Annotated in this window: 28 protein-coding genes; 9 read left to right on the top strand and 19 right to left on the bottom strand. The window is 71.5% G+C overall.

Annotation, left to right across the window (positions count from 1 at the left end):
- Window positions 1–56: 56 nt before the first annotated feature.
- The 8 genes from ABCS02_RS01020 to ABCS02_RS00985 all read right to left on the bottom strand — a co-directional run bounded on the left by ABCS02_RS01020 (window position 57) and on the right by ABCS02_RS00985 (window position 5,919).
- The gene (locus tag ABCS02_RS01020; protein ID WP_345833750.1) at window positions 57–419 is read right to left on the bottom strand and encodes a hypothetical protein; all 363 of its coding nucleotides are present in this window, start codon (window positions 417–419) and stop codon (window positions 57–59) included.
- Between the two features lie 90 nt (window positions 420–509).
- Entirely contained in the window at window positions 510–1,451 is a 942-nt protein-coding gene (locus ABCS02_RS01015; RefSeq protein ID WP_345833749.1) for an AraC family transcriptional regulator, read from the bottom strand.
- A gap of 66 nt (window positions 1,452–1,517) precedes the next feature.
- Window positions 1,518–2,465, bottom strand: coding sequence for a helix-turn-helix domain-containing protein (locus ABCS02_RS01010; RefSeq protein WP_345833748.1), 948 nt, complete (start codon window positions 2,463–2,465; stop codon window positions 1,518–1,520).
- 100 nt (window positions 2,466–2,565) lie between these two features.
- Window positions 2,566–2,841 carry a hypothetical protein gene (locus ABCS02_RS01005; protein ID WP_345833747.1) on the bottom strand — a complete coding sequence of 92 codons (276 nt, stop codon included), beginning with the start codon at window positions 2,839–2,841 and terminating at the stop codon, window positions 2,566–2,568.
- 31 nt (window positions 2,842–2,872) lie between these two features.
- Window positions 2,873–3,007 carry a hypothetical protein gene (locus ABCS02_RS01000; RefSeq protein ID WP_345833746.1) on the bottom strand — a complete coding sequence of 45 codons (135 nt, stop codon included), beginning with the start codon at window positions 3,005–3,007 and terminating at the stop codon, window positions 2,873–2,875.
- Between the two features lie 63 nt (window positions 3,008–3,070).
- Window positions 3,071–3,685 (bottom strand): signal peptidase I, encoded by a 615-nt coding sequence (locus ABCS02_RS00995; RefSeq protein ID WP_345833745.1) that lies wholly within the window; start codon window positions 3,683–3,685, stop codon window positions 3,071–3,073.
- The gene (locus ABCS02_RS00990) at window positions 3,682–5,289 is read right to left on the bottom strand and encodes an Ig-like domain-containing protein (RefSeq protein WP_345833744.1); all 1,608 of its coding nucleotides are present in this window, start codon (window positions 5,287–5,289) and stop codon (window positions 3,682–3,684) included. The genes ABCS02_RS00995 and ABCS02_RS00990 overlap by 4 nt, the downstream gene beginning before the upstream one ends.
- 48 nt (window positions 5,290–5,337) lie before the next feature.
- On the bottom strand, window positions 5,338–5,919 hold the full coding sequence (locus ABCS02_RS00985) for an alternate-type signal peptide domain-containing protein (protein WP_345833743.1): 582 nt from the start codon (window positions 5,917–5,919) through the stop codon (window positions 5,338–5,340).
- 308 nt (window positions 5,920–6,227) lie between these two features.
- On the opposite strand from ABCS02_RS00985, the gene ABCS02_RS00980 reads away from it, so the two are divergent.
- Window positions 6,228–6,758, top strand: a complete 531-nt coding sequence (locus ABCS02_RS00980) for a DUF2127 domain-containing protein (RefSeq protein WP_345833742.1) — start codon at window positions 6,228–6,230, stop codon at window positions 6,756–6,758.
- On the opposite strand, the gene ABCS02_RS00975 is transcribed toward ABCS02_RS00980, so the two are convergent.
- Window positions 6,724–7,245: a gluconokinase gene (locus tag ABCS02_RS00975; RefSeq protein ID WP_345833741.1), complete on the bottom strand. Its 522-nt coding sequence runs from the start codon at window positions 7,243–7,245 to the stop codon at window positions 6,724–6,726. The genes ABCS02_RS00980 and ABCS02_RS00975 overlap by 35 nt on opposite strands.
- Window position 7,246: 1 nt before the next feature.
- The gene (locus ABCS02_RS00970) at window positions 7,247–8,683 is read right to left on the bottom strand and encodes a gluconate:H+ symporter (protein WP_345833740.1); all 1,437 of its coding nucleotides are present in this window, start codon (window positions 8,681–8,683) and stop codon (window positions 7,247–7,249) included.
- A gap of 143 nt (window positions 8,684–8,826) precedes the next feature.
- Between ABCS02_RS00970 and ABCS02_RS00965 the strand changes: the two genes are divergently transcribed.
- Window positions 8,827–9,528 carry a FadR/GntR family transcriptional regulator gene (locus ABCS02_RS00965; protein ID WP_345833739.1) on the top strand — a complete coding sequence of 234 codons (702 nt, stop codon included), beginning with the start codon at window positions 8,827–8,829 and terminating at the stop codon, window positions 9,526–9,528.
- Here ABCS02_RS00965 and ABCS02_RS00960 read toward each other — a convergent pair whose 3' ends face one another.
- The 5 genes from ABCS02_RS00960 to ABCS02_RS00940 all read right to left on the bottom strand — a co-directional run bounded on the left by ABCS02_RS00960 (window position 9,529) and on the right by ABCS02_RS00940 (window position 13,716).
- A complete protein-coding gene (locus ABCS02_RS00960; RefSeq protein WP_345833738.1) occupies window positions 9,529–10,044 on the bottom strand; it encodes a hypothetical protein in 516 nt (171 codons plus the stop codon).
- Window positions 10,041–11,549, bottom strand: a complete 1,509-nt coding sequence (locus tag ABCS02_RS00955; RefSeq protein ID WP_345833737.1) for an alpha/beta hydrolase — start codon at window positions 11,547–11,549, stop codon at window positions 10,041–10,043. The genes ABCS02_RS00960 and ABCS02_RS00955 overlap by 4 nt, the downstream gene beginning before the upstream one ends.
- 158 nt (window positions 11,550–11,707) lie before the next feature.
- On the bottom strand, window positions 11,708–12,025 hold the full coding sequence (locus tag ABCS02_RS00950) for a hypothetical protein (protein WP_345833736.1): 318 nt from the start codon (window positions 12,023–12,025) through the stop codon (window positions 11,708–11,710).
- Window positions 12,026–12,085: 60 nt separating this feature from the next.
- Window positions 12,086–13,303: a serine/threonine-protein kinase gene (locus tag ABCS02_RS00945; protein WP_345833735.1), complete on the bottom strand. Its 1,218-nt coding sequence runs from the start codon at window positions 13,301–13,303 to the stop codon at window positions 12,086–12,088.
- Complete coding sequence (locus tag ABCS02_RS00940; RefSeq protein ID WP_345833734.1) at window positions 13,300–13,716, bottom strand: hypothetical protein; 417 nt, start codon at window positions 13,714–13,716, stop codon at window positions 13,300–13,302. Before ABCS02_RS00940 ends, ABCS02_RS00945 begins: the two co-directional genes overlap by 4 nt.
- Before the next feature lie 127 nt (window positions 13,717–13,843).
- On the opposite strand from ABCS02_RS00940, the gene ABCS02_RS00935 reads away from it, so the two are divergent.
- Window positions 13,844–14,512, top strand: a complete 669-nt coding sequence (locus tag ABCS02_RS00935; RefSeq protein WP_345833733.1) for a hypothetical protein — start codon at window positions 13,844–13,846, stop codon at window positions 14,510–14,512.
- Between the two features lie 9 nt (window positions 14,513–14,521).
- Here the strand turns inward: ABCS02_RS00935 and ABCS02_RS00930 are convergent, their stop codons facing one another.
- Entirely contained in the window at window positions 14,522–15,325 is an 804-nt protein-coding gene (locus ABCS02_RS00930; protein WP_345833732.1) for an alpha/beta hydrolase, read from the bottom strand.
- A gap of 26 nt (window positions 15,326–15,351) precedes the next feature.
- Entirely contained in the window at window positions 15,352–16,746 is a 1,395-nt protein-coding gene (locus ABCS02_RS00925; RefSeq protein ID WP_345833731.1) for an FAD-linked oxidase C-terminal domain-containing protein, read from the bottom strand.
- Window positions 16,747–16,821: 75 nt separating this feature from the next.
- Here ABCS02_RS00925 and ABCS02_RS00920 point away from each other — a divergent pair, with 75 nt between their 5' ends.
- The gene (locus ABCS02_RS00920; protein ID WP_185276142.1) at window positions 16,822–16,980 is read left to right on the top strand and encodes a hypothetical protein; all 159 of its coding nucleotides are present in this window, start codon (window positions 16,822–16,824) and stop codon (window positions 16,978–16,980) included.
- Between the two features lie 5 nt (window positions 16,981–16,985).
- Here ABCS02_RS00920 and ABCS02_RS00915 read toward each other — a convergent pair whose 3' ends face one another.
- Window positions 16,986–17,315 carry a hypothetical protein gene (locus ABCS02_RS00915; RefSeq protein WP_345833730.1) on the bottom strand — a complete coding sequence of 110 codons (330 nt, stop codon included), beginning with the start codon at window positions 17,313–17,315 and terminating at the stop codon, window positions 16,986–16,988.
- A 125-nt stretch (window positions 17,316–17,440) separates the two neighbouring features.
- On the opposite strand from ABCS02_RS00915, the gene mgrA reads away from it, so the two are divergent.
- The 3 genes from mgrA (at window position 17,441) to ABCS02_RS00900 (ending at window position 21,524) form a co-directional block, all read left to right on the top strand.
- On the top strand, window positions 17,441–18,478 hold the full coding sequence (gene mgrA, locus ABCS02_RS00910; protein ID WP_345833729.1) for an L-glyceraldehyde 3-phosphate reductase: 1,038 nt from the start codon (window positions 17,441–17,443) through the stop codon (window positions 18,476–18,478).
- A gap of 285 nt (window positions 18,479–18,763) precedes the next feature.
- Window positions 18,764–20,359 (top strand): hypothetical protein, encoded by a 1,596-nt coding sequence (locus tag ABCS02_RS00905; RefSeq protein WP_345833728.1) that lies wholly within the window; start codon window positions 18,764–18,766, stop codon window positions 20,357–20,359.
- Window positions 20,360–20,402: 43 nt separating this feature from the next.
- A complete protein-coding gene (locus ABCS02_RS00900; RefSeq protein WP_345833727.1) occupies window positions 20,403–21,524 on the top strand; it encodes a hypothetical protein in 1,122 nt (373 codons plus the stop codon).
- Here the strand turns inward: ABCS02_RS00900 and ABCS02_RS00895 are convergent.
- Window positions 21,502–22,215, bottom strand: a complete 714-nt coding sequence (locus tag ABCS02_RS00895; protein WP_345833726.1) for an SOS response-associated peptidase — start codon at window positions 22,213–22,215, stop codon at window positions 21,502–21,504. The two genes, ABCS02_RS00900 and ABCS02_RS00895, sit on opposite strands and share 23 nt — an antisense overlap.
- Before the next feature lie 423 nt (window positions 22,216–22,638).
- Here ABCS02_RS00895 and ABCS02_RS00890 point away from each other — a divergent pair, with 423 nt between their 5' ends.
- Both ABCS02_RS00890 and ABCS02_RS00885 read left to right on the top strand, forming a co-directional pair.
- Window positions 22,639–24,162: a sugar transferase gene (locus tag ABCS02_RS00890; protein WP_345833725.1), complete on the top strand. Its 1,524-nt coding sequence runs from the start codon at window positions 22,639–22,641 to the stop codon at window positions 24,160–24,162.
- On the top strand, window positions 24,162–25,367 hold the full coding sequence (locus tag ABCS02_RS00885) for a DUF1972 domain-containing protein (protein WP_345833724.1): 1,206 nt from the start codon (window positions 24,162–24,164) through the stop codon (window positions 25,365–25,367). Before ABCS02_RS00890 ends, ABCS02_RS00885 begins: the two co-directional genes overlap by 1 nt.
- The last annotated feature ends 192 nt before the right edge of the window (window positions 25,368–25,559 follow it).

The raw sequence follows: 25,559 nt of genomic DNA, 5'->3' as shown, positions 1-25,559 counted from the left end.
CCGCCGAGTCCCCCTGCGCGACAAGGGTGGACGGCGGCCGGCGTTCACCCCCGCGATCAGTTTCCCCCGCGCGAGAGCACCGGATCGGAGGAAGCCTGCCCCTCCTCGTCCTCCTCGTCGTCCTCCTCCTCGTCGGCGGCGATCGGCGGCGCGTCGCTGATGAGCAAGTGCTCGACCGCCGCGTCGAGCGTCTGCACGATGATCATCGGCCCCGGCCTGGCCCATCCCGAGACGATGAACCCGAGTCCCGACCGGATGATCGAGCCGACGCACACCGCGCCGCCGGGGTGCTCCCGGAACAGCAGCCAGCGCTCCCCTTCGTAGAGGCTGTACCGTCTGCCGTCCACCTCGAACCGCTCCGCTAGAGCGAGCACCATCCCGATCACCCCGTCCCCACCTGGCCGAAGGCGCGCATACAACAGCCACATGGTAATCAGACCGCGCCCGCTCGCGAAACGTTCGATCGCGAAACTCCGCGCAGAGGGGATCACCGCCGCGCGATCCGGCTCTCAGCCGCGAAGCGTCTCCCCCGGGTTCTCGCCGAACGCCTCCCGGTAGGCCGCCGCGAAGCGCGGGACGTGGGCGAAGCCCCAGCGGTGCGCGATCGTCGCGACCGAGTCGTCGGGCCTCGCCGCGCGGAGGTCGGTGCGGGCCGCCTCCAGCCGGAGGCCGCGCAGGTAGCGGGTGGGGCTGGTCCCGAGGATGCGGACGAACGCGTCCTGCAGCCCGCGCGGGGACAGCCGGGCCGCCCGGGCGATGTCCTCCAGCCGGAGCGGTTCGCTGAGGTTCTCCTCCATGAAGGCGATCGCGCGGCGGACGGCGGCAGGCGTCGCGCGCATGCCGTCGCGGCCGGGCGTGAGGTCGAGCGTGTTGTTGGGGAAGGTGACGAGCAGGCAGGAGATCAGGACCTCGAAGGCGCGGTCGCGGATCAGGCGGTTGCTGAGCAGTTCGTCCTCCGCGACGACGCTGTCGCGCACGAACGCGGTGGTCGCCTCCCACGATCGCTGAAGCGACAGCGAGACGGGAGCGCTACCCGTGAACGCGACGCGGAGGCCGGGGGTGGCGAAGTGCTCGGCGGCGAAGGCGTCGATCTCGCGCGCGTCGAGCTGCGTGCCGTTGACGGTGAAGGAGTCCTGCCACGAGGCCAGCGCCGGCCCGGGCGGGAACAGGCTCGGCCGGGAGGTGTCGACCGGTGTGCGGCCGATGCTGCAGTCCCAGGCGCCGTCCGTCACCTCGACCACGATGACGATCGGCTGCGGCTCCATCTGGAAGCGGCCGCTCGACGTCCACTCCTCGTGGAGGATGGCGAAGCGGTCGTCGCCCACGGCGGAGAGGTCGAGGGCGAACTTCTCCGGGTGCGGGTCCATCTCCACGCCGGAGTACATGTCGTTGAGGAAAGCCATCGCGTAGTCGGAGTCCGTGGTCGAGACAGCTGTCCGGAACGTGCCCATCTGAGCCTCCTCACGACGAGGGCGAGTTCCTTCCAGTGTCCGCTCTCCCCGTGCTCGCGGCTAGCGTCAGTCCTCGCGGTTGAGGATCCATTCCGGGTTCACGCCGTACCTGTCGAGGAAGAGCGACGCGAACTGCCGCGCTGAGCCGAACCCCCAGCGATGGGCGACCTGCGCGACGGTCATGCCGGTCGCCGGGTCACCGGCCCGGAGGTCCGCGAACGCCGCGCCGAGCCGCACGCCCCGCAGATAGGCGGTCGGGGAGCTCTGATCGGGGTGCAGCGCGTGGAACGCCTCCACCAGCTCGGTCACGGAGGCGCCCGCGGCCTCGGCAGCATCCTCGATCGTGATCGGCAGCGAGGCGTATTCGCGGAAGAACTCGACCGCGGAACGGTAGATCCGCTGCCGGCGCTCCGCCGACGCGCGCAGCGCCGCACGGTCCCCGTCGAGGCGGAAGACCTCCAGCGCCGAGACCGACAGCAGCCGGAACGCGCTCGACCGGATCAGCTCGTTGGCCAGCGCGCCCGTGTCCCGGTACGCCAGAACGAGGCCGAGGACCCGCAGCCAGGTGGCGCCCGCCCGCGGTGTCGCGGGGTGCGGGCCGTCGAAGACCACCGCCAGGTCGTCGCGCCCGTACAGCAGGCGGGCCGTCCGCTCCAGGGCGGCGACCTCCAGGTTGACCGATCGTCGTTCGGTGTTCACGGTGTAGGACGTGAACGGCGCGCCCGGGCGGAACAGCACCGGCTGCACGCACATGTCCCCGCAGTCGCGGCCCTCCTCCCAGCCGCTGCGGGAGGTGGCGGTGGCCACCACGAAAGCGTCCGTCTCCGCGGCGGCCGTGTGCTCCCCGTCGAAGCGCACCGACGCGAGCTGGAACCGCTCATCGCCGACGAGCCGCATGCCGATGCGGTCGAGCCTGCCCTTCAGCGCGACCTTTCCGTAGCGCTCCGAGAGGAACTGCTCGGTCTCCCCCGCGTCGGCGGAGGTGTACTCGAACTGGTAGAACGACGATCCCATCAGGCGCCACGCCTCCCTGAGTCCGCGCCGGAGGACTACTGATCCAAGCATCCGCGCAGACCGGGTCGCCGTCAACGGCGTCAGTCGACCCACACCGCGTTCACGAACAGCGCCGTGTTGAGCGCGAGGAGCGCCAGCCCCGCCGCCAGCACGGTGCGGAGGATCCAGCGCCGGAGGGCGCGGCGCACGGCGGGACGACGATCGACTCGACGGTGTCCCGCAGGGCGATCCACGGCAGCGTGAACGCGCGGTGCCAGCCCGTGTGCTGCGCCGTGAACCACGCGGCCGGGTCGCCCGTCCACGCCCAGAGCGCGACGCGGGTCGCCGCGGTCAGGCGGGGGAGGCCCTCCGGCGGGTGCTGGAGGTCGCCGTCCATGACGACGACCCGGCGGTGGACGGCTCGACGATCAGGATCTCCCGCTCACCTCTGCGTCGGGCACCGCCGCGAGCCTTCGCACGAGCTCCGCGACGCTGCCCGACTCGGTGAAGGTCGGTACGACGACCGAGACGCCCTCCGCCGACATCTCGCTGTGCTTCTCCATCTCCGACCTCGCTCTCCCTTCTATTCCACGCCATCGCCTCCAAGGTTCGGCACAGAATTCCGCTCAGCGGCGGCCGGATCGGGCGAGAGGACGCACAGAGTGCGGGGCTTCCTCGCCGTCCGCGGCGCGCGAGGTCCGCCGCCGCACCGACGACGCCGTGCCGCGCAGGAACATCCATGCCGCGTAGAGGATCAGCAGCACACCCACCGCCGGCAGCACCCACGAGCGCTGACTCTGGTCGAGCGCGCTGTTGACGTAGCCGATCAGCGGGACGCTGTACCAGACCACGCCCCGCACCTGCGCGGGCACCACCGGAGGGTCGGCCTCCGCGTTGTTGTCGCCCTTCGTCGTGAAGGTCATGCCGTTCGTGGTGGAGGTCGTGATCGCGATCACCCGGTGCGAGATGACGGCCGGGTCGCCCGACCGGATCTGGTAGGTCATCACGTCGCCGACACGGATGTCGTGGACGGCCTTCGGCTTCACCACGACGAGCGTCCCTGGCGGGAGGGTCGGCTCCATCGAGGAGGTCAGCACGGTCACCGGGGTCGCGCCCGCGGCCCGCGGGATGACGATGACCACCGCCGCGACGAACAGCACCAGGCCGAGCAGGCCGACGCTGAGCCCGGTGGCGAGGTACTGCAGCAGCGACTTCGCCGGTCGCGGTTCGGATTCGCTCATGGTGTCACCTGCCTGAGGAAGAAGGACTGGGTCGACGCGCCCGCCGTGCACGTGGTCGTCGTGAGCTGGCCGCCGCCGGCCGCCGCCGCGGTGGCGCACAGGGTCGTCGTGTTGCCGAAGCCGTTGCCGTTCCCGTTGCCGTTGTCGCCGGTGATGGTGTTGGCGATGCTGAAGGACCCGTCGGCCTGCACCGTGAACGTCCAGAGCGTCGACCCGTTGGTGGCGGTCCGCGAGGAGGTCACGCTCACGGGCGCCGTCCGGGAGCCGGCCCACAGATACTGGCCGCTCACCAGCGACGGGAGGGCGGAGGTGACGGTCGCCGTGGTCCCCGACGAGGTCGTGAGCAGCCACTCCTGGCCGCCGCTCGCCGGGCTGGCGCACGCCGACTGGGTCAGCACGCTCCCGTTCGCGATCGCCGAGGGGACGGTCACGCACTGGCCACTGGCCACGTTCACGAGCTGATACCAGGAGCCCGAGCTGTAGGAGCCGGTGGCCGAGACCGGCGCGGAGGGCCCGGAGACGTTCCCGGCCGCGTCGGAGGCCGTCACGGTGTAGCGGTGCACTCCCGTGGTCAGTCCGGTGTCGGTGTAGGTCGTGGTCGCGCCGCCCACGGTGGCGATCGCCGTGCCGTCCCGGTAGACGGTGTACGCGCTCACGCCGACGTCGTCGGTCGCCGAGAAGGACAGCGTGGCGGTCGATCCCGTCGTGCCGGTCAGGCTCAGCGTCGGCGTGCCGGGCGCGGTCCGGTCGGCGAGCACGGTCGCGGCCGGGGAGGTGAGCCCGACGGCGTCGCGCGCGACGACGGAGTACGTGTAGGAGGTGTTCGCCGCGGCTCCTGTGTCGGTGAAGGACGTGGAGGCGGTCGAGCCGATCGGCGCGGTGGTCCCCGAGCGATAGACGTCGTAGGCGACGACGCCGACGTTGTCGGTCGCCGCCGTCCAGGAGAGCGCGACGGAGGCGGAAGTCCCGGAGCGGACGGTCAGCCCGGTCGGAGCGGACGGCGCGATGTCGTCGACGAAGGTCTGCGCGAGGTCGGCGGAGGCGGTGCTCGTCCACACCGTCCCTGCGGTCACCGTGGCGGTGAAGAGGGGGTTCACGACCGACCCGCTGGCGATGCCGTGCGCCGAGGTCACGTCCATCGCCTCCCGGACGCAGAAGACGTAGGAGGCGCCGGCGGCGAGCGTCCCGGTGGTCGGCGCGGCGGCCGCGAGCGTCGCGAGCGTCCCGGTGGCGGCCCCTGCGGGGACCGAGGCGGCGGCGGTGCACGCGGAGGCCGCGGTGACCGGCCAGACGCTCACCGGGACGGCGGCGGCCAGCGCGGGCGACGTCCCGGCCGCCAGCCCGAGCGACGAGCGGAAGGCGGTGTCGACGTTGCCGGTGTTGGTGACCACCACGCCTCCGGTCGTGGAGGTGTGTCCGGTCCTGAAGACGGTGTCGAACGGCTGCGGGATGGTCACGCCCACCGAGACGGTGGCGGCGGTGATCGCCCCCGCCTTCGCGGCGGCGACGCCGTTCCACAGCGCGTAGGTGCCGGCTCCCGGCATCAGGAGGAAGGTGGCCAGCGCGGTGCCGGCGGCGGCCAGGGGGAGGGCGAAGCGCTTCATGTCTCTCCGCACCTCCCCCGGATCCGCTCGTCCGCCGGCCCGCGTGGGTTACTGCTGGGCCAGCTTGAACCCGAGCGCGCTCAGGTCCACGGTGCCGCCCTGCGCGACCGTGCCGGTCGTCGTGGAGTCGAACGGCAGCGTCACGGAGACGGTCAGCACCTTGGTGCCGGTGGTCCCGCTGACGGTGTAGGTGTTGGCGGCGGACCCCGCGGTGACGCCGGTCGGCAGCGGCGCACCGACAGTGACGGTCATCCCGCTCGTGAGCGCGGTGACGAGCGCGGCGCTGGCCGGCGAGCTGTCACCGGCCTTGATCGACGTGGGGTCGATGCTGAGGATGGCGGAGAGGTTGTCGCCGGTGGCGGTGACGTCCACCTTCTGCGTGAAGGTCAGGACGTCGCCGGGGACGGCGCGGAAGCTCGCGATGCTCGGGATCGCGGTGGCCGGGCCGGAGCCGTGGGTGACGCTCCACGTGCCGGCGGCGGCGTCGGCCGCGATGGTCATCGTTCCGGACTGGACGGAGCCGGCCGCGGCGCTGGCCGAGCCGTTCCACAGCGCGAAGGTGCCCGCGCCGCTGAGGAGAAGGAGGATACCGGCTGCGCCGGCGATCGCGCCCTTGGCGAACCTGTTCATGGGGACGTGCTCACAATCTGTTCGGGACGTCGTCCCGCGCGCAGGGGTGAGCACACGTGCGACGACGCACGTGTGTTGCGGCCCCGACGTCGCTAGGTCGACGTTCGAGCTGAAGCCCCGCCGGTCTCCCGGAGGGTGGTGCACGAGGGGAGGGTCGGGTTCCACTCGGTGGGCCACCCGCGAACAGATTTTCGGGTAGGTCGCGTCGGCCCACTTCGGACAATAGTGGTCCTCATATTGGAGGACAAGAATGTCCGCGCACCCAGATCAGGGGTCACGCCCGGTAGCATGCGGCGCGGGAGGTCGCGATGCGGGAACGGGTGCTCGACCTGGTGTTCCTCGTCGGCGTGCTGTTCAAGGGGCTCGACGGCCTGGTGGAGCTGGCGGGCGGCGTCCTGCTGTTGTTCGCCACGCCGGCCGCGCTGCTCAGCGCCGCGAACCGGGTGACGGCGGAGGAGCTGTCGGAGGACCCGCACGACCTCATCGCCAACCTGATCGTCCACGGCGCGGCGCACGTCCACGCCGGCGGCGTGCTGTTCGTCGCCGCCTACCTGCTGCTGCACGGCGTGGTGAAGGTGGCGATTGTGGTCGCGCTGCTGGTCGGGTCGCGCCGGGTCTACCCGTGGGCGATGGCGGCGCTGGGCGTGTTCCTGATCTTCCAGCTCTACGAACTGGTGACGAAGCCCTCCGTCGGGGTGGCGGTCCTGACCGTCTTCGACGCCGTCATCATCTGGCTGACCTGGCGGGAGTGGCGGCGCGGGCGCGAGTTGCGGACGACGTGGCGCGGGACGGTCGACTGGGTGTTCAGGCGGCGGCCGCCACCATACCCAGCTCGCTGAGGATCCCGGCGACGATCGCCTCCGGCTCCGCGGCGACGTCCACCGTCACGGCCGCCTCGTCCGGCTGCGGCGGTTCGAGCGTGCGGAGCTGGGAGTCCAGCATCCCCGGCTTCATGAAGTGGCCGCTGCGCGCGGCGATGCGGCTCTCGAGCAGTTCGCGCGTGCCGGCCAGGTGGGCGAAGACCACGCCCTTCCCGCGGAGGACGTCGCGGTAGCGCCGGGCGAGCGCGGAGCAGGCGACCACCAGCGGCCTCCCGGCCGCGGCGCCGTCGCGGACGCGGTCCGCGATCGCCGCGAGCCAGGGAGCACGGTCGGCGTCGTCGAGCGGGACGCCGGCGCTCATGCGCTCGACGTTGCGGGCGGGGTGGAGGCTGTCGCCCTCCAGCAGCTCCCAGCCCAGCCGGTCGGCGAGGAGGGCGGCGACAGTCGACTTGCCGCAGCCCGCCACACCCATGACGACGATCGTGCTCACCTGACTCGCGGTCATGTCAGCCTCCGATGACCAGGGCGATCACCAGCGTCCCGGCGAGGCCGACGACCGAGGCGATGCACTCCAGGACGGTCCAGCTCCGCAGCGTCTGCGGGACGCTGAGGCCCAGGTACTCCTTGACCAGCCAGAACCCGGCGTCGTTGACGTGCGACAGGAACAGCGAGCCGGAGCCGATGGCCAGCACCAGCAGCGACACCATCGGGGTCGACAGGTGCGCGGCGAGCGGAACCATGATGCCGGCCGCGGTGACCGTGGCGACCGTCGCCGAGCCGGTGGCGACGCGGATGAGCGCCGCGATGAACCAGGCGAGCAGCAGGATGCCGATGCCGGTGCTGCCGTGCGCGAAGGACGCGATGACCTGGCCGATGCCGGTGTCGATGAGCACCTGCTTGAAGCCGCCGCCTGCGCCGACGATGAGCAGGATGCCGGCGATCGGAGGCAGGGACGAGGTGAGGCTGTCCTGCAGCGACTTGCGGTTCATTCCGGCCGGGAGGCCGAGCAGGAAGAAGCCGGCGAGCACGGCGATCGTCAGCGCGATGGCGGGCGTTCCGAGGAAGTCGAGGATCATCTTCCACTCGGCGGTGGACTTCGAGGCGGTGATGTCGGCGAGCGCCTTGCCGAGCATGAGCACGACGGGCAGCAGGATGCTGATGAGGGCGAGCGCGAACGACGGGCGCTTGCGCTCGGCGGCTGCGGCGGTGTCGCCCTCGTCGCCCTCGGTGCCGAGGAACAGGCCGGGGACGTCCACGGGCACCCACTTGGCGGCGAAGCGGCTGAACACCGGGCCGGCGAGGATGATGACCGGGATGGCGACGAGCACGCCGAAGGCGAGGGTGACGCCGAGGTTCGCGCCGAGCGCCCCGATGGCCACGAGCGGGCCCGGGTGCGGCGGGACGAGGCCGTGCATGGCCGAGAGGCCGGCGATGGCCGGGAGCGCGACGCGCATCAGCGGCAGCTTCGACCGGCGCGTGACCAGGATGATGACCGGCATGAGCAGCACGAGGCCGATCTCGAAGAACATCGGGAGGCCGATGATCGCGCCGACGAGGCCCATGACCCAGGGCAGGGCGCGGACGCTCGTGCGGGACACAAGCGTGTCGACGATGCGGTCGGCGCCGCCGGAGTCGGCGAGCAGCTTGCCGTACATCGCGCCGAGCGCGATCAGGATGCCGACGCTGCCCGAGGTCGCGCCGAAGCCGTTGATGAAGCTCGTGGTCGCGGCGTCGGCGGGCATCCCGGCGACCAGGCCCGTGACGAGCGAGCCGAGGAGCAGCGAGAGGAACGGGTGGATCCGCAGCCACGTGATGAGGACCACGATGACGGCGACGCCGACGACGGCGGCGAGGATCAGCTGCGGCTCGGAGGAGGCCGGGTGAGGAGGCGGCGGTGCGGCGGCGGTGGCGACGCGGAGCGCGCTGGACAGGAAGGTGATCATGAGCATCCTTGGTCAGTGATGGAAGTGTGCGCGGCCACTTTACAGATAAATCAGATAAATAAGAAGTTGCCATCGTTTTCGTACGCATTAATTCGATGATTTTCAGGTTTGATCGCACGTAAGGAATCCTCGATAATGAGGGGATGTCTCCCTCGGACTCCCTCCACGAGCTGGCCATCGAGTCCGTCGGCAGCCGCATCGTCACGGGCGAGATCGCGCCCGGCTCGCTCCTCACGCCCGAGAACCTCGGCATCTCGCGCACCGTCCTCCGCGAGTGCATCCGGGTGCTGGAGGCGCTCGGCCTCGTGCAGGCCAGGCGCCGCCGCGGAACGGTCGTCCAGCCCGAGACCGAGTGGCGCGTGCTCGACCCGCGCGTGATCGCCTGGCGCCTCGCCGGGCCCGACCGCCTCGCCGCCCTCGGCAATCTGAGCGAGCTGCGCCTGGCGATCGAGCCCGTCGCCGCCCGCCTCGCCAGCACGCGGGCGACCCCGGAGCAGTGCGGCGCCCTGACCGAGGCCATCGTCGGCATGGCCTCCACCCAGCGCGCGGCCGACCACGGCGAGTACCTCGCCTACGACCAGGCCTTCCACCGCATCCTGCTGGAGGCCTCCGGCAACCCGGGCTTCCGCGCGCTCAGCAAGGCCGTGGTCGAGGCGCTGTCCGGGCGGACGGCGCACGCGCTGATGCCGCACACGGCCAACCCGGAGGCGATCCGGCTGCACGAGGAGGTCGCGGGAGCGGTGCGCGCGGGGGACGGGGCGCGCGCGGAGGCGGCGATGCGGGCGATCGTGGAGGAGGCGGACGCTGCGGTGCAGGGGATGGCGCGGGACGGGGCCGGCGGGTAGTCAGTCCATGAGGGCGTGGGTCAGCTCGTCGGCGTCGCCGGGGATGCAGCCGCCGGACATGTGGATCGTCGCGGAGAAGTCCGTGACACTGACGTGCAGGTACAGCCGCTTGGCATCCATCGGATAAGTGACGTTGTAACCGACGCCATCGGGATAAAGCTCGACCGTCACTCCCGCGTGCCCGCGGGATTCCCACAACTCCGCGATCTGCTTCGACACCGTCACGGAGTCGATCGTCGCCGCGAGAAGACCATCCTGGCGAGTGAAATTGGCCCCTGCGCTGCCATCGGGCAGAGTGCAGGTTCCATACCCATCGCCGTCGATCTCCCAGTCGGTTCCACCGATCAACTCCCGCGTGGCCTCGAACAACTCCAGAGTGCTCGCTCGTGATTCGTCCGGGGTCGAATACGGAGATGTCATCGAAGGAACTTCCTTTCCAGTTGGGGGAGCCGCGCAGGCGCTGAGCGCCATGGCAGCCGAAACGAGGACGATCCTCGCCTGCATGCTCTTGCTCATTTCGCCACCCCCTCCGGGTGGCCCATCGTGTGGGCGGCCATGTTGTGGAGCGAGGTCGTGCCCTCGTCGTAGTACCCGTATTTGGCGGGGTCGCTGGCATGGACCGTCGCCGCGTGGTCGGTGGTCCCCGCGGTCGTCTTCCCGTCAGGCCTCCGGGCATTGTCGGTGCTGAACGGCACGGCTCCGTGTTGTGAGGGATCGGACCGCCCACTCGAAAACCTTCCCAGCGTTGCGACGGAGTCGCTGCTGGCTTGCCCCGAGGCGACCCGACCGTCGGGAACGTTCAGCGGAGCTCGATACGGAGTCCGTCCGGCCACATCCGTCGGGATGCCCGCAGACCCGACCGATACGAATGCCCCGGCCGACGCCCGCTTCAATGCCTCACCTGCAACGGCCGACCCGTAGGAGAACCCGACGACGGAGACGTGATCTGACTGCGCCGGCCATCCCTGTGCGGCGAGGATCCCTTCCAACGCCCCCGCCAACGCTTTTCCGCCCGACCGAGCCGCCGAACTGTTGTTCACCTCGAAGAAGTCCTGCGGGGCGTCATAACCGATCCACGCAACCACCGCGACACGCTCAGACGCCCCGTGCTTTCGGGCAAGTTTCTGCTGCTCGTAGAACAGGTTCGTACTCGCGTTGGTCCACCCACCGATATCCTTCGCAACCGTCGTCCCCATCCCCGGCACATTGAACGTCACATGGTCCGCCGTATCGAGATCCCCCACCGCGATCGCCGCCTTCGGGTTCGCCCCCGACAGATCGAGCAGCAGCAACTGCAGCGGTGGCTTCAGCTTCTCGGGGTTTTTGCCGAGCTTCTTCCGGATCGCCTCGATCGCCCGCAGTTTCACCTGCGCAGCCTCATATCCGGGGTCGCCTTTCCCCACCTTCCTCACCTCCGCCCGCACCCGTTCGAGCTCCGCCCGGTTCGCCGCCGAGCGCGACGCCGCGTCCACCCCGTCGAGGCCTCCGATCACCCCGGGGAGCCTCTCCAGGTACGTGCGCCGCTCGGCCGGCGACAGCGACGCCCACCACGCCGCCACCTGCGCGGGAGTCATCGCCGTCAGCTTCGCCGCCGACAGGGTCGAGGTCGAGGTGGAGGCGGAGGCCGTCACCACCGCCGCGCGCTGAGCGCTCCGCTCCCGCGCGGTCACGTGGAGCGCCCGGAGGGAGCGCTCGAACTCGGCTGCGAACTCCTCGGCAGCCCGGTTGAACGCGGCGACCTCCCTGCGCGCGCTCTCCTCGCGGTCGAGCGCCGCCGGGACCTCGTCGACCTCCGGGTAGCGCAGCGCCCCCGTCGCGGCCATCCACTCCTCCAGGAGGGGCGGGATCTCCCACGCGTACATCCGCTGCACAGCGTCGAGCAGGTCGTCCCGCCGGCGGACCAGCTCGCGATGCGCGTGGTACGCGGCCTCGGTCACGTGGCAGAGGTCCACCGTGGTGGCGTGGACCTGCTCCAGCGCCGCGCGGTCCGGAGCCACGAACCGGGCGACGGTGTCCGGCATCCTCCGCGACCGGAAGCTCTCGGCGAATCGGCTCTGCGCGAGCTCCGCCTCGCGCGCGTTCCCGACCAGGCGAGCGGCCGTGTCCCGATAGAACACCGCGGCCTCCGCGGCGCGGGTGGGGTCTACTTCCGCCAGGTCGAGCAGGTCGCTCTCGCGGATCACGTGGCCACCCCCTGCGCCGGGATGGCGGTGAACATCCGCGCGCCGTCGAGGTCCACAGCGACCTTGCCGTCCACGGCGTCGGCGCCGGTGCGGGCCAGCGTGCGGAACCGGTCGGCCACCTCGCCGGGGACCGGTGCCAGACCCTGCACCAGCTCGGTCAGCGCCCACCGGATGGGGGCGTGCGGCACGGAGGAGGCCAGCTCCTCGCCGGTCGACCGGAAGACGGCCGCGTCGTGGTCCATCGCCTCCGCGACCGCCGCGAGCTTCGCCGTCGCAGCACGCGCGTCATCGGGTCGTACTTCGATCTCCGCCATAGCGGAGGAATATCACACGAAACCGGCTAGGCGTCAGGCGTCACGCCCGGCCCCTCAGAGTCACGGCCCGGAGTTCGAGACGTCGTGCTCCAGCTGCTTCAGATGGTCGCCGAGCGTGCCCCCGACCGCCGGGTACGACTTCACCGGGTCCGGCGCGGGCTGCCCTCCCCCGATCATGGCGCCGAGGGCGATCCCGATGACTACGACGATGAGGGCGGCGCTGGCGAGGACGATGCCGACGATCCCGCGACGGACGCCGCGCAGCGGGCGGGGCATCCGGGAGGTCGCGGCGGTCGTCCGCGGCGCGGCCGGCTCCGGGCGGGTGCCGGGGAGGACGGAGGTCGCGGCGGTGGGCTCGTGCGCTTCAGGCGACTCCGCGGGCGACGGCAGCAGCAGCGTGCGTTCCAGCCCCTCGCCGGCCGTCGCCGGCGTCGCGTCGCGCGCGAGCAGCCCGGCCAGCTCCTCCGCCACCGTCGCCGCGGTCGGCCGGTGGTCCGGCTCGCGGGCCACCATCGAGCGGATCACTCGGCGCCACTCGGGGTCGAGCGTGTCCGGCACGTCCGGGTCGCGGGACAGGCGCGCGACGGCCGCCTCCACCCCGCTGCCCGGGAACGCCCGCGCGCCGGTCAGGCACTCCAGCAGCACGAGGCCCAGCGAGTACACGTCGCTCGGCGGGCCCACCGGCCGGCCGGCCGCCTGCTCGGGGCTGAGGTAGCTCGCCGTGCCGATCACGAAGCCGGTGGAGGTGATGCGCGCGTCGTCGATGAGGCGGGCGATGCCGAGGTCGGTGAGCTTCGCGTGGACGCCGGAGGACGTCGCGCTGGGGAGCAGGATGTTGGCCGGCGCGATGTCGCGGTGGACCACTCCCTTGCCATGGATGTAGGCGAGCGCCCGGGCGACATCCACGGCGAGTGCGGCCACGGCGGGGGCGGGCAGCGGCCCCTCCTTCAGGCGCGCGCCCGCGTCGGTGCCGTCGACGAACTCCAGCACCAGGACGCCGCGGCCCTCGTCGTCCGACGTCGTGTCGAACAGGGTGACCAGTGCGGGGTGCGACAGGTTCGCGAGGAGCCGGACCTCGCCCTTCTGCCGGCGCAGGTCGTCGGCGGACGCGAACTCCCGGCGGAAGACCTTGAGGGCCACGTCGCGGCCGAGGAGCTCGTCGTGGGCGCGGAAGACCTCCGCCATGCCGCCGGAGCCGATGCGCTGCAGGAGCCGGTAGCGGTCGGCGATCCGGCCGGCGTCGGGCGCCGCGGCCGGTGTGCGCCCGGTCGCGCTCATCCGCCGTCACCCCCATCGCCGCCGCCCTTCTTGTCCTTGCCCTTGTTGTCCTGCTGCTTCTGCTGTTGTTGTTGCTGCTGGAGCTGTTGGAGCTGCTGCTGCAACTGCGCGCGGTCGGCGGCGTCCTTGAGCTGGGTGAGGTCGGCTTTGACGGCCGCGAGGGACGCCGCGATGGCGTCGTGCCGGTCGGGGGCGATGGCGCCGGACTTGAGGGCGGCGTCGTTGCGCTGCTGGAGGGCGGCCAGCTGCGTCAGCGCACCGGCGTAGTCCTTCCCGCTCGCGGCGGTGGCCACGCTCAGCACGCCGTGCTGCAGGGTGCTCGCCGTGTCCGCCGAGTACGTCCCGCCCCCGGCGCAGCCGGTCAGGCCGAGCGCGAGGGCGACGCCGGCGGCCGCGATGGGTAGTCGTCTCATAGCCCAGAGCACAGTAGCCGCTGAACCGCCGGATGTCGACCCGGGCGGCGTCGCACCGGGTGAACTGCGGGTGGTTTCCCTGGAATCCGGTATCCCCGATACGTCCGCCAGGAGCACACTCGCGGTCATGCGCACTCGAACCCTCGTCCCCGCCGTCCTGGGCCTCACCGCACTCGCGGCGGTCGCCCTCGGCACCGGGCCTGCCTACCGCGCCCTCAACGACGGCGCGGACTTCGTGATCGGCGCCGAGGCAGCAGATTCCACCGCCATCGGCGCCCTGGACCTGGTCACCATCGACCCGCGCGGCGTCGTCTCGACGGGAGTCGCGAGCGCGCCCGACTTCGTCCCGATCCCCGGCGACGGCGAGGCCCCCGGGCACACGGTCCGGCTGGACGTCGGCGTCGCGGACAACGATCCGGACACAGCCGCGGGCGTGGCGGTGGCCGTGCTGCCGCTCGGGGACGACGGCACTGGACGGGTCGGCACGGCTCCGAATCTCACGCCGCTGCTCCGGGTGACCGTCGTGGACACCACGACCGGGCGCCTCCTGATCGGCGGCAGCGCCACGGACCCGAGCCGCGGCGTCCCGGTCGCGGACGCGTCCGCGATGCTCGACCGCCTGGCGCCCCGCGAGGCCGACCCGCTCCCCGACGGCGCGGACTGGACGCCGGGCGCGGCGGGCAGCCGTCACGACCTCGCCGTCGAGGTGTACTGCCCGGACACGCCCGCGGTCCGGGCGCTCAGCGGGCCGGAGTCCGACCTCTCGCTGATGCTCTCCGGGGCCGCCGTGCCCTGACCTGCCGGGTCAGCGCGCGGCGAGCCACGCCAGGACGGCCCGGTTGAACGCCTTCGGCTGCTCCATGTTCGCGGCGTGGCCGTCGTCGTCGAGCACGACCGCCGTCCCGTCCGCGGCGAGCGCCGCCGACGCCGCCGCGTGCCCGCTGGGCCAGTACTCGCTCTCCGCCCCCGCGACGAACAGCAGCGGGATGCCGGCCGCGACGATCGCGGGACGCCAGTCGGCGACGGCGTGGTCGTGCAGCAGCGCGAGCTCGCCGGACGTGAACTCGCGGTTCATTCCCTTCATCGCCGTCATCAGGCGCACCAGCCGCAGGCCGCGCTTGGCCATCGGCGTGCCGTGGCCGGTCTCCGGGATGCCGGTCGCGAAGTAGGTGTCGCGGTTGGCGGCGTCGTAGCCGTAGAAGCCGAACGGCCAGCCGTCGTCGTTGAGCATCTTCGGCGTCTGGTCGATGGAGACCGCCGCGGCCACGCGGTCGGCGCCGGACTGCGCGAGGAAGGACCAGATCGTGTTCGCGCCCATCGAGCCGCCGACCAGCACGGCGTCCCGGAGGTCGAGCCCCTCCAGCACGGCGGCGACGTCCCGGCCGCGTCGGGCCATGTCCACCCCGTCCTCCGGGTGCTCGCTGGTCCCGTGGCCGCGCAGGTCGACGGCGAGGACGCGGTGGCCGGCGTCGGCGAACGCGGGCACCTGGTAGCGCCAGGTGGTCGCCGGGGCCTTGAAGCCGGCGATCAGGACGACGGGACGGCCGGCCGGGTCGCCGTACTCGGTGTAGTCGAGGCGGACTCCGTCGTCGGCGGTGAGGGAGGGCAAGGGGCGCCTTTCGGATCGGTGTGCGGTCAGGATGCGGCGGCCGGGGCCGGGAACGCCTTCCCCGGGTTGAGGATGCCCTGCGGGTCCAGCGCGTGCTTCACCGCCGCGTGCATCCGCAGCACGACCGGGCTCAGCTCCGCCGCGGCCCCCGGCAGCTTGAGGAGGCCGACGCCGTGCTCGCCCGTCACGGTGCCGCCGAGCTCGCGGCACGACGCCACGATCAGGTCGAACGCCGCCTTCGCACGTTCCTTGGCGGCGTCGTCGCCCTCCGGCGCGATGATCAGCGGGTGCAGGTTGCCGTCGCCGGCGTGCGCGATGTTGGCGATCACCACGTCGGCGTCCGCCGCGATCCGCTCGATGCGGGCCAGCATCTCCGGCACCGCCGAGCGCGGCACGCAGACGTCCTCGGTGAGCACGGGGCCGAGTCGCTCCAGCGACGGGTAGGCCAGCCGCCTGGCGAGGAACAGCCGGGCGACCTCCTCCGGGTCGGTCGCTCGCTCCACGTCCGCGCCGCCCGCGGCGAGGAACAGCTCGGCGACGCGGCCGGCGAGCTCCTCCCCCGACGCGCCGACCTCGTCGACCGAGGCGAGCAGGAGGGCGTTCGCGTGCTCCGGGAGCTGCCAGCCCTGCCACTCGGCGACGGTGTGCAGGCACATCCGGTCGATGAGCTCGAGCGCGGAGGGCACGATCCCCGCGGCGGAGACGGCGGCGACCGCGCGGCCGGCGTCGGTGAGCGAGCGGAAGTAGCCGATGACGGCGCGCTCCTCCCGCCCGCCGATGGGCCGGAGCTTGACGGTCACGTCCACCACGATGCCGAGGGTGCCCTCCGAGCCGACCATGAGCGCGGTCAGGTCGTAGCCGGTGACGCCCTTGGCGGTCGTGCGGCCGAGCCGGGCGATGGAGCCGTCGGCGAGCACCACGGTCATCCCGAGCACATAGTCGCGGGTGACGCCGTATTTCACGCAGCAGATGCCGCCCGCGTTGGTGGCGACGTTGCCGCCGATCGTGCTGATGGCCTGGCTGGCGGGGTCCGGCGGGTACCAGAGACCGTAGGCGGCGACGTGGCGGCGGAGGTCGTCGTTGATGACGCCGGCCTCCACGACGGCGTACCGCTCCTCGACGTTCACCTCGCGCACCGCGGTCATCCGCTCCAGCGACACGACGACGCAGCCCGCGACCGCGTTCGCCCCGCCGGACAGTCCGGTCCCTGCACCGCGCGGCACGACGGGGACGCCCCGCTCGGAGGCGACCCGCACGGCCGCGGCGACCTCCTCGGCGGAGGCTGCGAGAACCACCGCGGCGGGGGTGGCGGAGTCCGCCCACTCGGCGTCGTCGCGCCGGTAGCGCTCCAATTCGGCGGGGTCGGTGAGCAGCGAAGCGGGAGGGAGCACCGCGCTCAGAGCGGCGACGACATCGTGCATACCGGGGATGCTATCCCCACGGGCCCGGTGTCAAGCCCGTTGACGAACTCGCGCCCAGGGAGTTCGGTGTGGGGCATGATCGCACTGATTATCGTCCTGCTCGTCATCTGGCTCGTCCTCGCCATCCTCGGCTTCGCCATCAAGGGGCTGATCTGGCTCGCGATCCTCGGGATCGTCTTCTTCGTCATCACCGCGATCGTCGGCTGGATGCGGCGCGGGGCGTCGAGGAGCTAGCCGCCTCAGCCGATCGCGGCGACCGCCGCGAGCACCACTCCGACGAGCGCGACGGCGGCCATCGCGCAGAACAGCAGTCCCAGAGCTGTCAACCGCACCCGTCCGGAGGGGATCGCCGCGAGGGCGACGCCCATCCCGAACAGGAACAGCAGCACCAGCCCGGCGGCGCCGAGCGCGACACCCGCCTGCATCCCGCTCAGCGGGACGAGGACGGCGAGCGAGACGGCGGCGAGCAGAGCGCCGAGCCCCAGCCACTCCCGGCCGTGAGCGTGCTGGACGTCGTCGCGTAGGGGGTCGGGACGACGGATGCTGCTGTGAATTTGCTCCACCTGCATGCCACGATTGTCCGCGGCCGGGAATCATCCACGGACCCCTTGACAACCGATTCATCCGTGCGGGGGAACAATCGCATCGCCGTCCCGTGTTGGACGAACCCGCTCCTGTCGACAAGGCTGGTGACATGACCTACGCACCGAACCCGTCCCGCTACGACCGGATGCTGTACCGCCGCACCGGTCGCAGCGGTCTCGACCTGCCCGCGCTTTCCCTCGGCCTCTGGCACAACTTCGGCGACGACCGCCCGTTCGAGACACAGCGCGCGATCGTCCGCCGCGCGTTCGACCTCGGGATCACGCACTTCGACCTGGCCAACAACTACGGCCCGCCGTACGGCGCCGCCGAGCTCAACTTCGGCCGCATCGTGCGCGAGGACCTGCGCCCGTACCGCGACGAGCTCATCGTCTCGTCCAAGGCCGGGTGGGATATGTGGCCCGGCCCGTACGGCCAGGGCGGCGGCAGCCGCAAGTACGTGCTGGCCAGCCTGGACCAGTCGCTGTCCCGGCTCGGCCTCGACTACGTCGACATCTTCTACTCGCACCGGCCCGACCCGAGCACGCCGCTGGAGGAGACCATGCAGGCGCTCGACGCCGCCGTCCGCAGCGGCAAGGCGCTCTACGTCGGCATCTCCTCCTACGGCGAGGAGGACACCCGGCGCGCCGCGGAGATCCTCCGCGAGCTCGGCACGCCGCTGCTCATCCACCAGCCCAGCTACTCCATGCTGAACCGCTGGATCGAGACGGAGGGACTGCTCGACGCCGCCGGCGAGCTGGGCGTCGGCGTCATCGGGTTCACCGCGCTGGCCCAGGGGATGCTGACCGGCAAGTACCTGGACGGCGTCCCGGAGGGCTCCCGCGCCGCCGCCGGCACCTCGTTCGACGCGGACTGGCTCACCGACGAGGCCGTCGAGCGCCTGCGCGGCCTCAATGCGATCGCCGAGCGCCGCGGGCAGTCGCTCGCCCAGCTCGCCCTGGCCTGGGCGCTGCGCGACCCGCGCGTCACCTCGCTCGTCATCGGCGCCAGCAGCGTCGCCCAGCTCGAGCAGAACGTCGGAGCGCTCGACACCCTGGAGTTCACGGCGGAGGAGCTCGCCGCGATCGACGACCTCGCCGTCGACGCGGGCGTCGACCTCTGGGCCGGCGCGCGGCGCGGGGAGCTGTAGCCCCTACCACCACCGGGGCGCGGCGTTAATCCCCTGCCCCGGATGCGCGCGGCCACGTACTGTTCCCTTCAGCACGCTGGATGCGGCGGAGCGTGGATCACGGACACCCCGTCTTCCCGGCGTGTGTGGGGCGGATCCCGGGGGGCAGGGCGAGTGCGCCCGCCACCCGGGATCCAGCATTCCGCCCCGGGTGAAATATGTGTTTCCGCAGCGGACCCTCAGGGTCTCCCCGGGCAGGTCTGGTTGGCTGGTCGGGGTACGTGCGTGGAGAGAGGCGGGGGTGGGATGAGCGCGCTGACAGCGACAGAGCGCGAGGCCGCCGCACCGCCGCTGCACGCCGTCCGGCCGTGGGTCATCGCCGTGGCGTTCGGCCTCGTCGCCACCGTGATCTGCGCGGCCGGGAGCTGGATCCCGTCGCTCTGGGGCGACGAGGCGGCCACACTGCTGTCGGCGCGACGACCGGTGTCCACGCTCATCCCGATGCTGTTCCACGTCGACGCGGTGCACGGGCTCTACTACCTCGGCATGCACGGCTGGATCCGGCTCGCGGGCGAGAGCCCGTTCGCTCTGCGCCTGCCGAGCGCCGTGGCCATCGGCTTCGCGGTCGCGGCGGTCACGCTGCTGGCCGGACGCCGGGGCGGCCCGACGGCGGCGATCGTCGCCGGGCTCGTGGCCTGCGTCCTCCCCCGCATGACGTACGCGGGCGAGGAGGCGCGGTCGTTCGCGTTCACGGCCGCCGCCGCGGCCTGGCTGACCCTGCTGCTGGTGTGGCTGATCGACGGCGGCGGACGCTCGGCGCCCGCGTCGGTGCGCCGCGCCTGCTGGGCGGTCTACGCGGCCGGAATGGCCCTCACCTCGTACCTCTTCCTCTACACGGCGTCGCTGCTGCTCGCCCACCTCGGCATCCTGCTCCTGTCCCGGGCGTCCCGGCCGACGCTGCGGGCCTGGCTGATCGCCGCCGGCTGCGTGCTGGTGGCGCTCGCGCCGCTCGGCCTGCTCGCCTACTTCGAGCGCAGCCAGATCGGCTACCTCGCCGACCAGCCCCAGGACCCGGCGAGCCTGGTGTGGCAGCCGTGGTTCGACAACGGCTGGCTGGCGCTCGTGGCCTGGGCGCTCATCCTGCTCGCGATCGGCACGTGGGTGCGCAGCCGCTGGGGACGGGAGGCGCGGGCTTCGCGGCCGGTCGGCCCCGCACCCGACGGCTCCGCACCCATCAGCGCCACGCTCGTCGGCGCCACGTGGCTCATCCTGCCGACCGGGGCGATGCTGCTGATAAACCTCGTCTTCCCGATGTATACCGGGCGCTACTCCACCTTCGCCGCCCCGGCCGCCGCGCTGCTCATCGCCGAGGGCCTGCTCGTCCTCGGCCGGTTCGTCGGGCGACGCGGCGCGATCCCGGCCGTCGCGGCGACCGGCGCCGGCGCGCTGCTGTTCATCGCGATCAGCACGCCGGCGTACCTGGGACAGCGCGGCCCGTACTCCAAGAACGACTCGGACTGGTCGGAGGTCAGCAGCGCGATGGCGTCGGTGCGGCAGCCGGGCGACGCCGTCGTGTTCGACGAGTCGACCCGACCGTCGCAGCGGCCGCGGCTCGCCATGCGCACCTACCCCGCCGGCTTCACGGGGGTCGGCGACCCGACGCTGCGGACCGCCTACATGCACAACATCGGCTGGGCCGACAGGGTCTGGACCGTCCCCCAGGCCGCCGAGCGGGGCCGCTTCGACGGCATCACCCGGGTGTGGCTGATCGAGAACGACGTGGACGGCCGCCTGCACAGCTACAGCCTGGCCGACCTGGAGACGCTCGGCTTCCACCCGACCGGGCGCACCGTCCCGACCCACCGGAGCATGCTCATCGAGCTGACCCGCTCCTCGCGCTGAGTACCCCCTCACCACGCGGGTGGCCGCCGCCTAAGCTCAGACCATGAGGGAAGCCGTCTCGGAACACGGCGTCGGCGAGCACGGCGCAGCGGATCGACTCTCCCGCCGGCTGCACGCGGCCTCCGTGGAGTCGCTGGCGCTGGGCGCGGGAGGTCTCGCGTTCGTGGCCGTCTGCCTGATCGCCTTCTTCGTCTTCGCCGGCCACAACCTCTCCATCTCGGGCGCGGGCTCGGTCGGCCAGTTCGCGGCGATCGCGTGCTGCGCCGTGACCCTGGTCGTGTACGGCGGCGGACGGGTCGCGACCTGGAGCATCCCCTGGTACCGCCGCCCCAAGGAGCACCGCTCCCGGATCGGCGCCGCGATCGAGGTCTTCGACTCACTCGCCATCGCGGTCGCGCACGCCGTCGTGGTGCTGCTGCTCTGGACCGTGCTGAGCGACGTGCTCTCCCGCAGCTTCCAGGACGCCCAGGTCTTCGCCATCCCGGCCACGCTGCTGGTCGGCACGGCGGCCGCGGTCACCGGCTACTACGTGTTCCTCGCGGCGGCGAACATGAACCCGCTGCTGCTGTCGGCGGTGCTGGCGGTGTTCCTCGTCGTCGGGGCGCTGACGAGCATGCTCACGGCGTCCAACCCGCACTGGTGGAAGCAGAACCTCAGCGTGCTGGGCATCACGGACGACTGGTCGTCGGCGACCTTCAACATCACGGTGATCGTGGGCGGCATCCTCGTCACGGCCATCGCCCGCTACGCCACCGACAGCGGGACCGACCGGCGCCCGTCGCGCGGCGAGCTCCAGGTCCGCACGGCCCTGGTGATCGTGGGCGCGATGCTCGCCTGCGTCGGGCTCTTCCCGGTCAACCACTTCTTCCTGCTGCACAACACGGCGGCGACCGGGATGGCCGTCGTGTTCTGCGTGCTCGCGGTCGGCATCCGCTGGGCGATGCCGCACCTCCCCCGCACCTTCTACGTGCTCGGCTGGGTGTTCATCGGCGTGATCGCACTGGTCACGCTGTTCTTCGCGGTGGGGTATTACAACCTGACGGCGGTGGAGCTGGTGGCGGCGGTGCTGATCTTCAGCTGGATCATCGTGTTCCTGCGGGTGAGTGTGGCGGCGGGGAGTGATGTGCGGAGGGAGGAACCCGTTATCCCTCCTCGACCGGCCTGATCAGCTCCGGCCCGTCCCCCACGACCGGCCCGACCCGGTCGAACACCAGCGCGTCCGCCACGGGCAGCGCGGCACGAACAGCCTCGTCCACCAGAGCCTGGTCGCCGACGACCGTCGGGTCGATCCAGTGGTCCCAGAGCTCGCGCGGCAGCGGCACCGGGTTGCGGTCGTGGATGTCCGACAGGGTCTGCACGGCGTCCGAGGTGAGGATGGTCGCCGTGAGGTGCCAGCGCTCGGGGTCGTCGCGCGAAAGAGCCGGGTCGGCCCACCACGCATACAGCCCGGCGAAGCCGAGCAGCTCGCCGTCGGCGGAGTGGATGAAGTACGGCGTCTTCTTCTTGGTCGCCGGGTCGGTCTGCCACTCGTAGTAGCCGCGGGCCGGGATGATCGCGCGGCGGGAGGCCACGGAGGCCTTGAACATCGGCTTCTCCGCCGCGGTCTCGGCGCGGGCGTTGAACGTCGGAACCTTGGTCTTGAGCTCCTTGGACCAGGACGGCACCAGCGACCAGCGGGCGAGCTCCAAGCGGCGGACGCTGGGCTCCTCGCCGCGCTTGCTCTCCAGGAACACCGGGATGGGGTCCGTCGGCGCGATGTTCCAGCTCGGACGCCAGTCGCGGAAGTCGCCGCCCTCGGCGACGAACTCCTGGATCATGTCGTCGGTCTCTTTGTCCAACGCGAAGCGCCCGCACATGCTGCCAGCTTAGGCGCGACCCCCGACAAGAGAGGGGGAGTCGCACCCCCCGAACGCGGGTCCCCGCGCCCCCTAAAAACGATGTATTCTCACCTTTGTGAATTGGTGAGGAACAATCACTTTACGTTGGGGGAACAACCCGAACCCCAGCGCGAATGGTCTCCACCGGTCCACCTCAACCCGAAAACGCACCATCCGAACCCAGGGACGACCCGTGAACCCGACACGATCGCACCGAGCGCCTCACGCACTCGACCCCATGAGGGGCGCGCGGAGCACGTGGAGCACCGGGAGCACAGGTCGTCCCTCGCGGAGCGGAGCCGGCGGCGGTGAATCCGTTCGAGACCACGGTTTCCCCCAAGCCGCCGTCGGCTCTTCCACGGGCGCCCGCGCGGCGCACCCCGCGGAGACGGAGGCGGCACAGTGACCGTCCTCCGCCCCCGCCTCGGCACGCTCACCCACGCGCACGCCAACGCCCGCCCGCTCAGCTCCGAGCAGAGCTGGGCCCGGCAGTACCGCTACCGGTTGCTCGCGACCGACACCGCCCTCATCCTGCTGAGCACGATCGGCGCCATCTTCGTGCGCTTCGGCTTCGAGGAAACCCCGACCACCACCGGCGACGGCTTCCGCGTCGACTACCTCACCGTCTCGCTGCTCATCGCGGCCACGTGGATGTTCGCCCTCACCGCCTATCACACGCGCGACCCGCGCGTCGTGGGCGTGGGAGTCACCGAGTATCGCCGCGTCGTGGCGGCCACGGCCATCACGTTCGGGCTGCTCGCCATTTTCTTCCTCGTGGGCAAGGTCGACATCGCCCGCGGCTACTTCGTGCTCGCCCTCCCGCTCGGGATGGGCTGCGTCCTGGTCTCGCGCTGGCTGTGGCGGCACTGGCTGATCCGGCAGCGCACGTTCGACCACTACCTCTCCCGTGCGCTGGTCGTCGGCCGGTTCGACGACGTCGACACGGTCGTGCGCCAGATCCACGCGAACTCGGGAGCGGCATACAACGTCGTAGGCGCCGCTCTCGACACCGGTAAGCGGAAAGGCGCCAAGAAGGATGCGGAGCTGAGTCGCCGCATCGCCTCCCCGGAGCGGGAGGTGCCCGTCGTCTCCGACCTGTCGGGGGTCGCAGAGGCGGCCGCCCGGCTCGGCGCCGACACCGTGATCGTCGCCGGCCGGGCGCTCAGCGGCGGGGAGTTCGTCCGCCGCCTGGCGTGGAAGCTGGAGGGCACGGCGACCGAGCTGGTGCTGGCGGCGCCGCTCACCGACATCGCCGGCCCGCGCATCCACTTCCGCCCGGTCGAGGGCCTCCCGCTCATCCAGGTCGAGATCCCGCAGTTCGAGGGCGGCAAGCACGTGCTCAAGCGCGCCTTCGACTTCTTCGCGTCCGGGCTTGCGCTCATCCTGCTCTCCCCGGTCTTCCTCGCCGTCGCGATCGCGATCAAGCTGGACGACGGCGGCCCGGTCATCTTCTCCCAGGAGCGCGTCGGCCGCGGCGGCGAGAAGTTCCGCATGCTCAAGTTCCGGTCGATGTGCGTCGACGCGGAGGCCAGGCTCGCCGAGCTCCAGGCCAGGAACGAAGGCAACGGCCTCCTGTTCAAGCTGCACGACGACCCGCGGGTGACGCGCGTCGGCCGGGTGCTGCGCAAGTACTCGCTGGACGAGCTGCCGCAGATCCTCAACGTCTTCCTCGGCGAGATGAGCCTCGTCGGGCCCCGGCCGCCCCTCCCCGCGGAGGTCGCCGGCTACGAGAACCATGTGCACAGACGCCTCTACATCAAGCCGGGACTGACCGGGATGTGGCAGGTCAACGGACGATCGGACCTCTCCTGGCAGGAGAGCGTCCGCCTGGATCTCTACTACGTGGAGAACTGGTCGCTCACCGGCGACCTCGTCATCATGTGGCGCACCCTCAAGGTGCTGACACATCCCGTGGGGGCGTACTGATGCGGCCCGAAGGAGGCCGCCCGCTCCGGGTGGCGATGATCGGCACCCGCGGGGTGCCGGCGGCCTATGGGGGCTTCGAGACGGCGGTCGAGGAGATCGGCAGGCGGATGGCCGCGGACGGCGCCGAGATCACGGTCTACTGCCGCACGAAGAAGGGCGCCGACCGCCCGTCCTCGTACGAAGGGATGCGGCTGGTCCATCTCCCGGCCCTGCGGTCGAAGACGCTGGAGACGCTCAGCCACACCGGGCTGTCCGTGCTGCACGCCGTGCTGCGCCGCCGCTACGACGCCGCGTTCGTGTTCAACGCCGCCAACTCGCCCTTCGTGCCCCTGCTGCGGCTGGCCAGGGTCCCGGTCGCCGTCCACGTCGACGGGCTCGAGTGGAAGCGCGGCAAATGGGGGCGGGTCGGCCGGCGGTACTACCGCGTGGCCGAGTCGCTTGCCGTGCGCTGGGCGGACGCGCTCATCGCGGACGCCCAGGGGATCGCCGACTACTACGACCGCGAGTTCGGGGTGGACACGACGCTGCTGACCTACGGGTCGAAGGCGATCGACGCCGCCCCGGACCAGCGCCTCCTCGACCTCGGCCTCCAGCCCGGCGCGTATCACCTCGTCGTCGCACGGTTCGAGCCGGAGAACCACGTCGACCTCATCGTGGACGGCTACCGCCGCAGCTCCGCACGCCTGCCGCTCGTGGTCGTCGGCTCCGCACCGTACGCGGCCGAGCACTCACGCCGGATCGCCGCGCTCGCGAACGGCGACGAGCGCATCCGCATGGTCGGCGGGGTGTGGGACCAGGAGCTCCTGGATCAGCTCTACGCCAACGCGCTGACCTACCTCCACGGGCACTCGGTCGGCGGCACGAATCCGTCCCTCCTGCGGGCGATGGGAGCCGCCACGGCGGTCATCGCGTACGACGTCGATTTCAACCGCGAGGTGGCCGGTCCGGACGCCCGGTACTTCGGGGACCCGGGCGGGGTCGGCGAATCCGTCGAGGCGGCGGAGATCAACCCCGAATCCACAAAGTCTGCTGGGAGTAGGCTTCAAGAAAGGGCCCTGCAGCGCTACGATTGGGGCCTTGTGGCGAGGGGGTATACAGACCTGGCAGTGCACCTCCAAGAGGGGCACAGTTCCGCGGGAGCCCGGTCGAGAAAGCGCTCTTCCCCAGTGGTTCAGGAGGTGTTCTCGGAGACGACGTCAGCCTGAGCGACACCATTCGGGCGGTTCGACATCCGCGTGCTGGTGGTGAATACTCCCATACCAGCACGCCGCTCTCGGAAACCCCCCATTGCCACGTCCGGCTGCCATCCCTAACCGAGACGGCGGGAAACACAACCCGCTTATGACGCGCAACAACCGCGAATTCCCCCACGGTCGGCACGCTGCCACCAGCCACAC

The sequence above is a fragment of the Microbacterium sp. X-17 genome (genome assembly GCF_039615055.1).
Note: the sequence above shows the minus strand (reverse complement) of the source record. Positions and strands in the feature narration are given on the sequence as shown.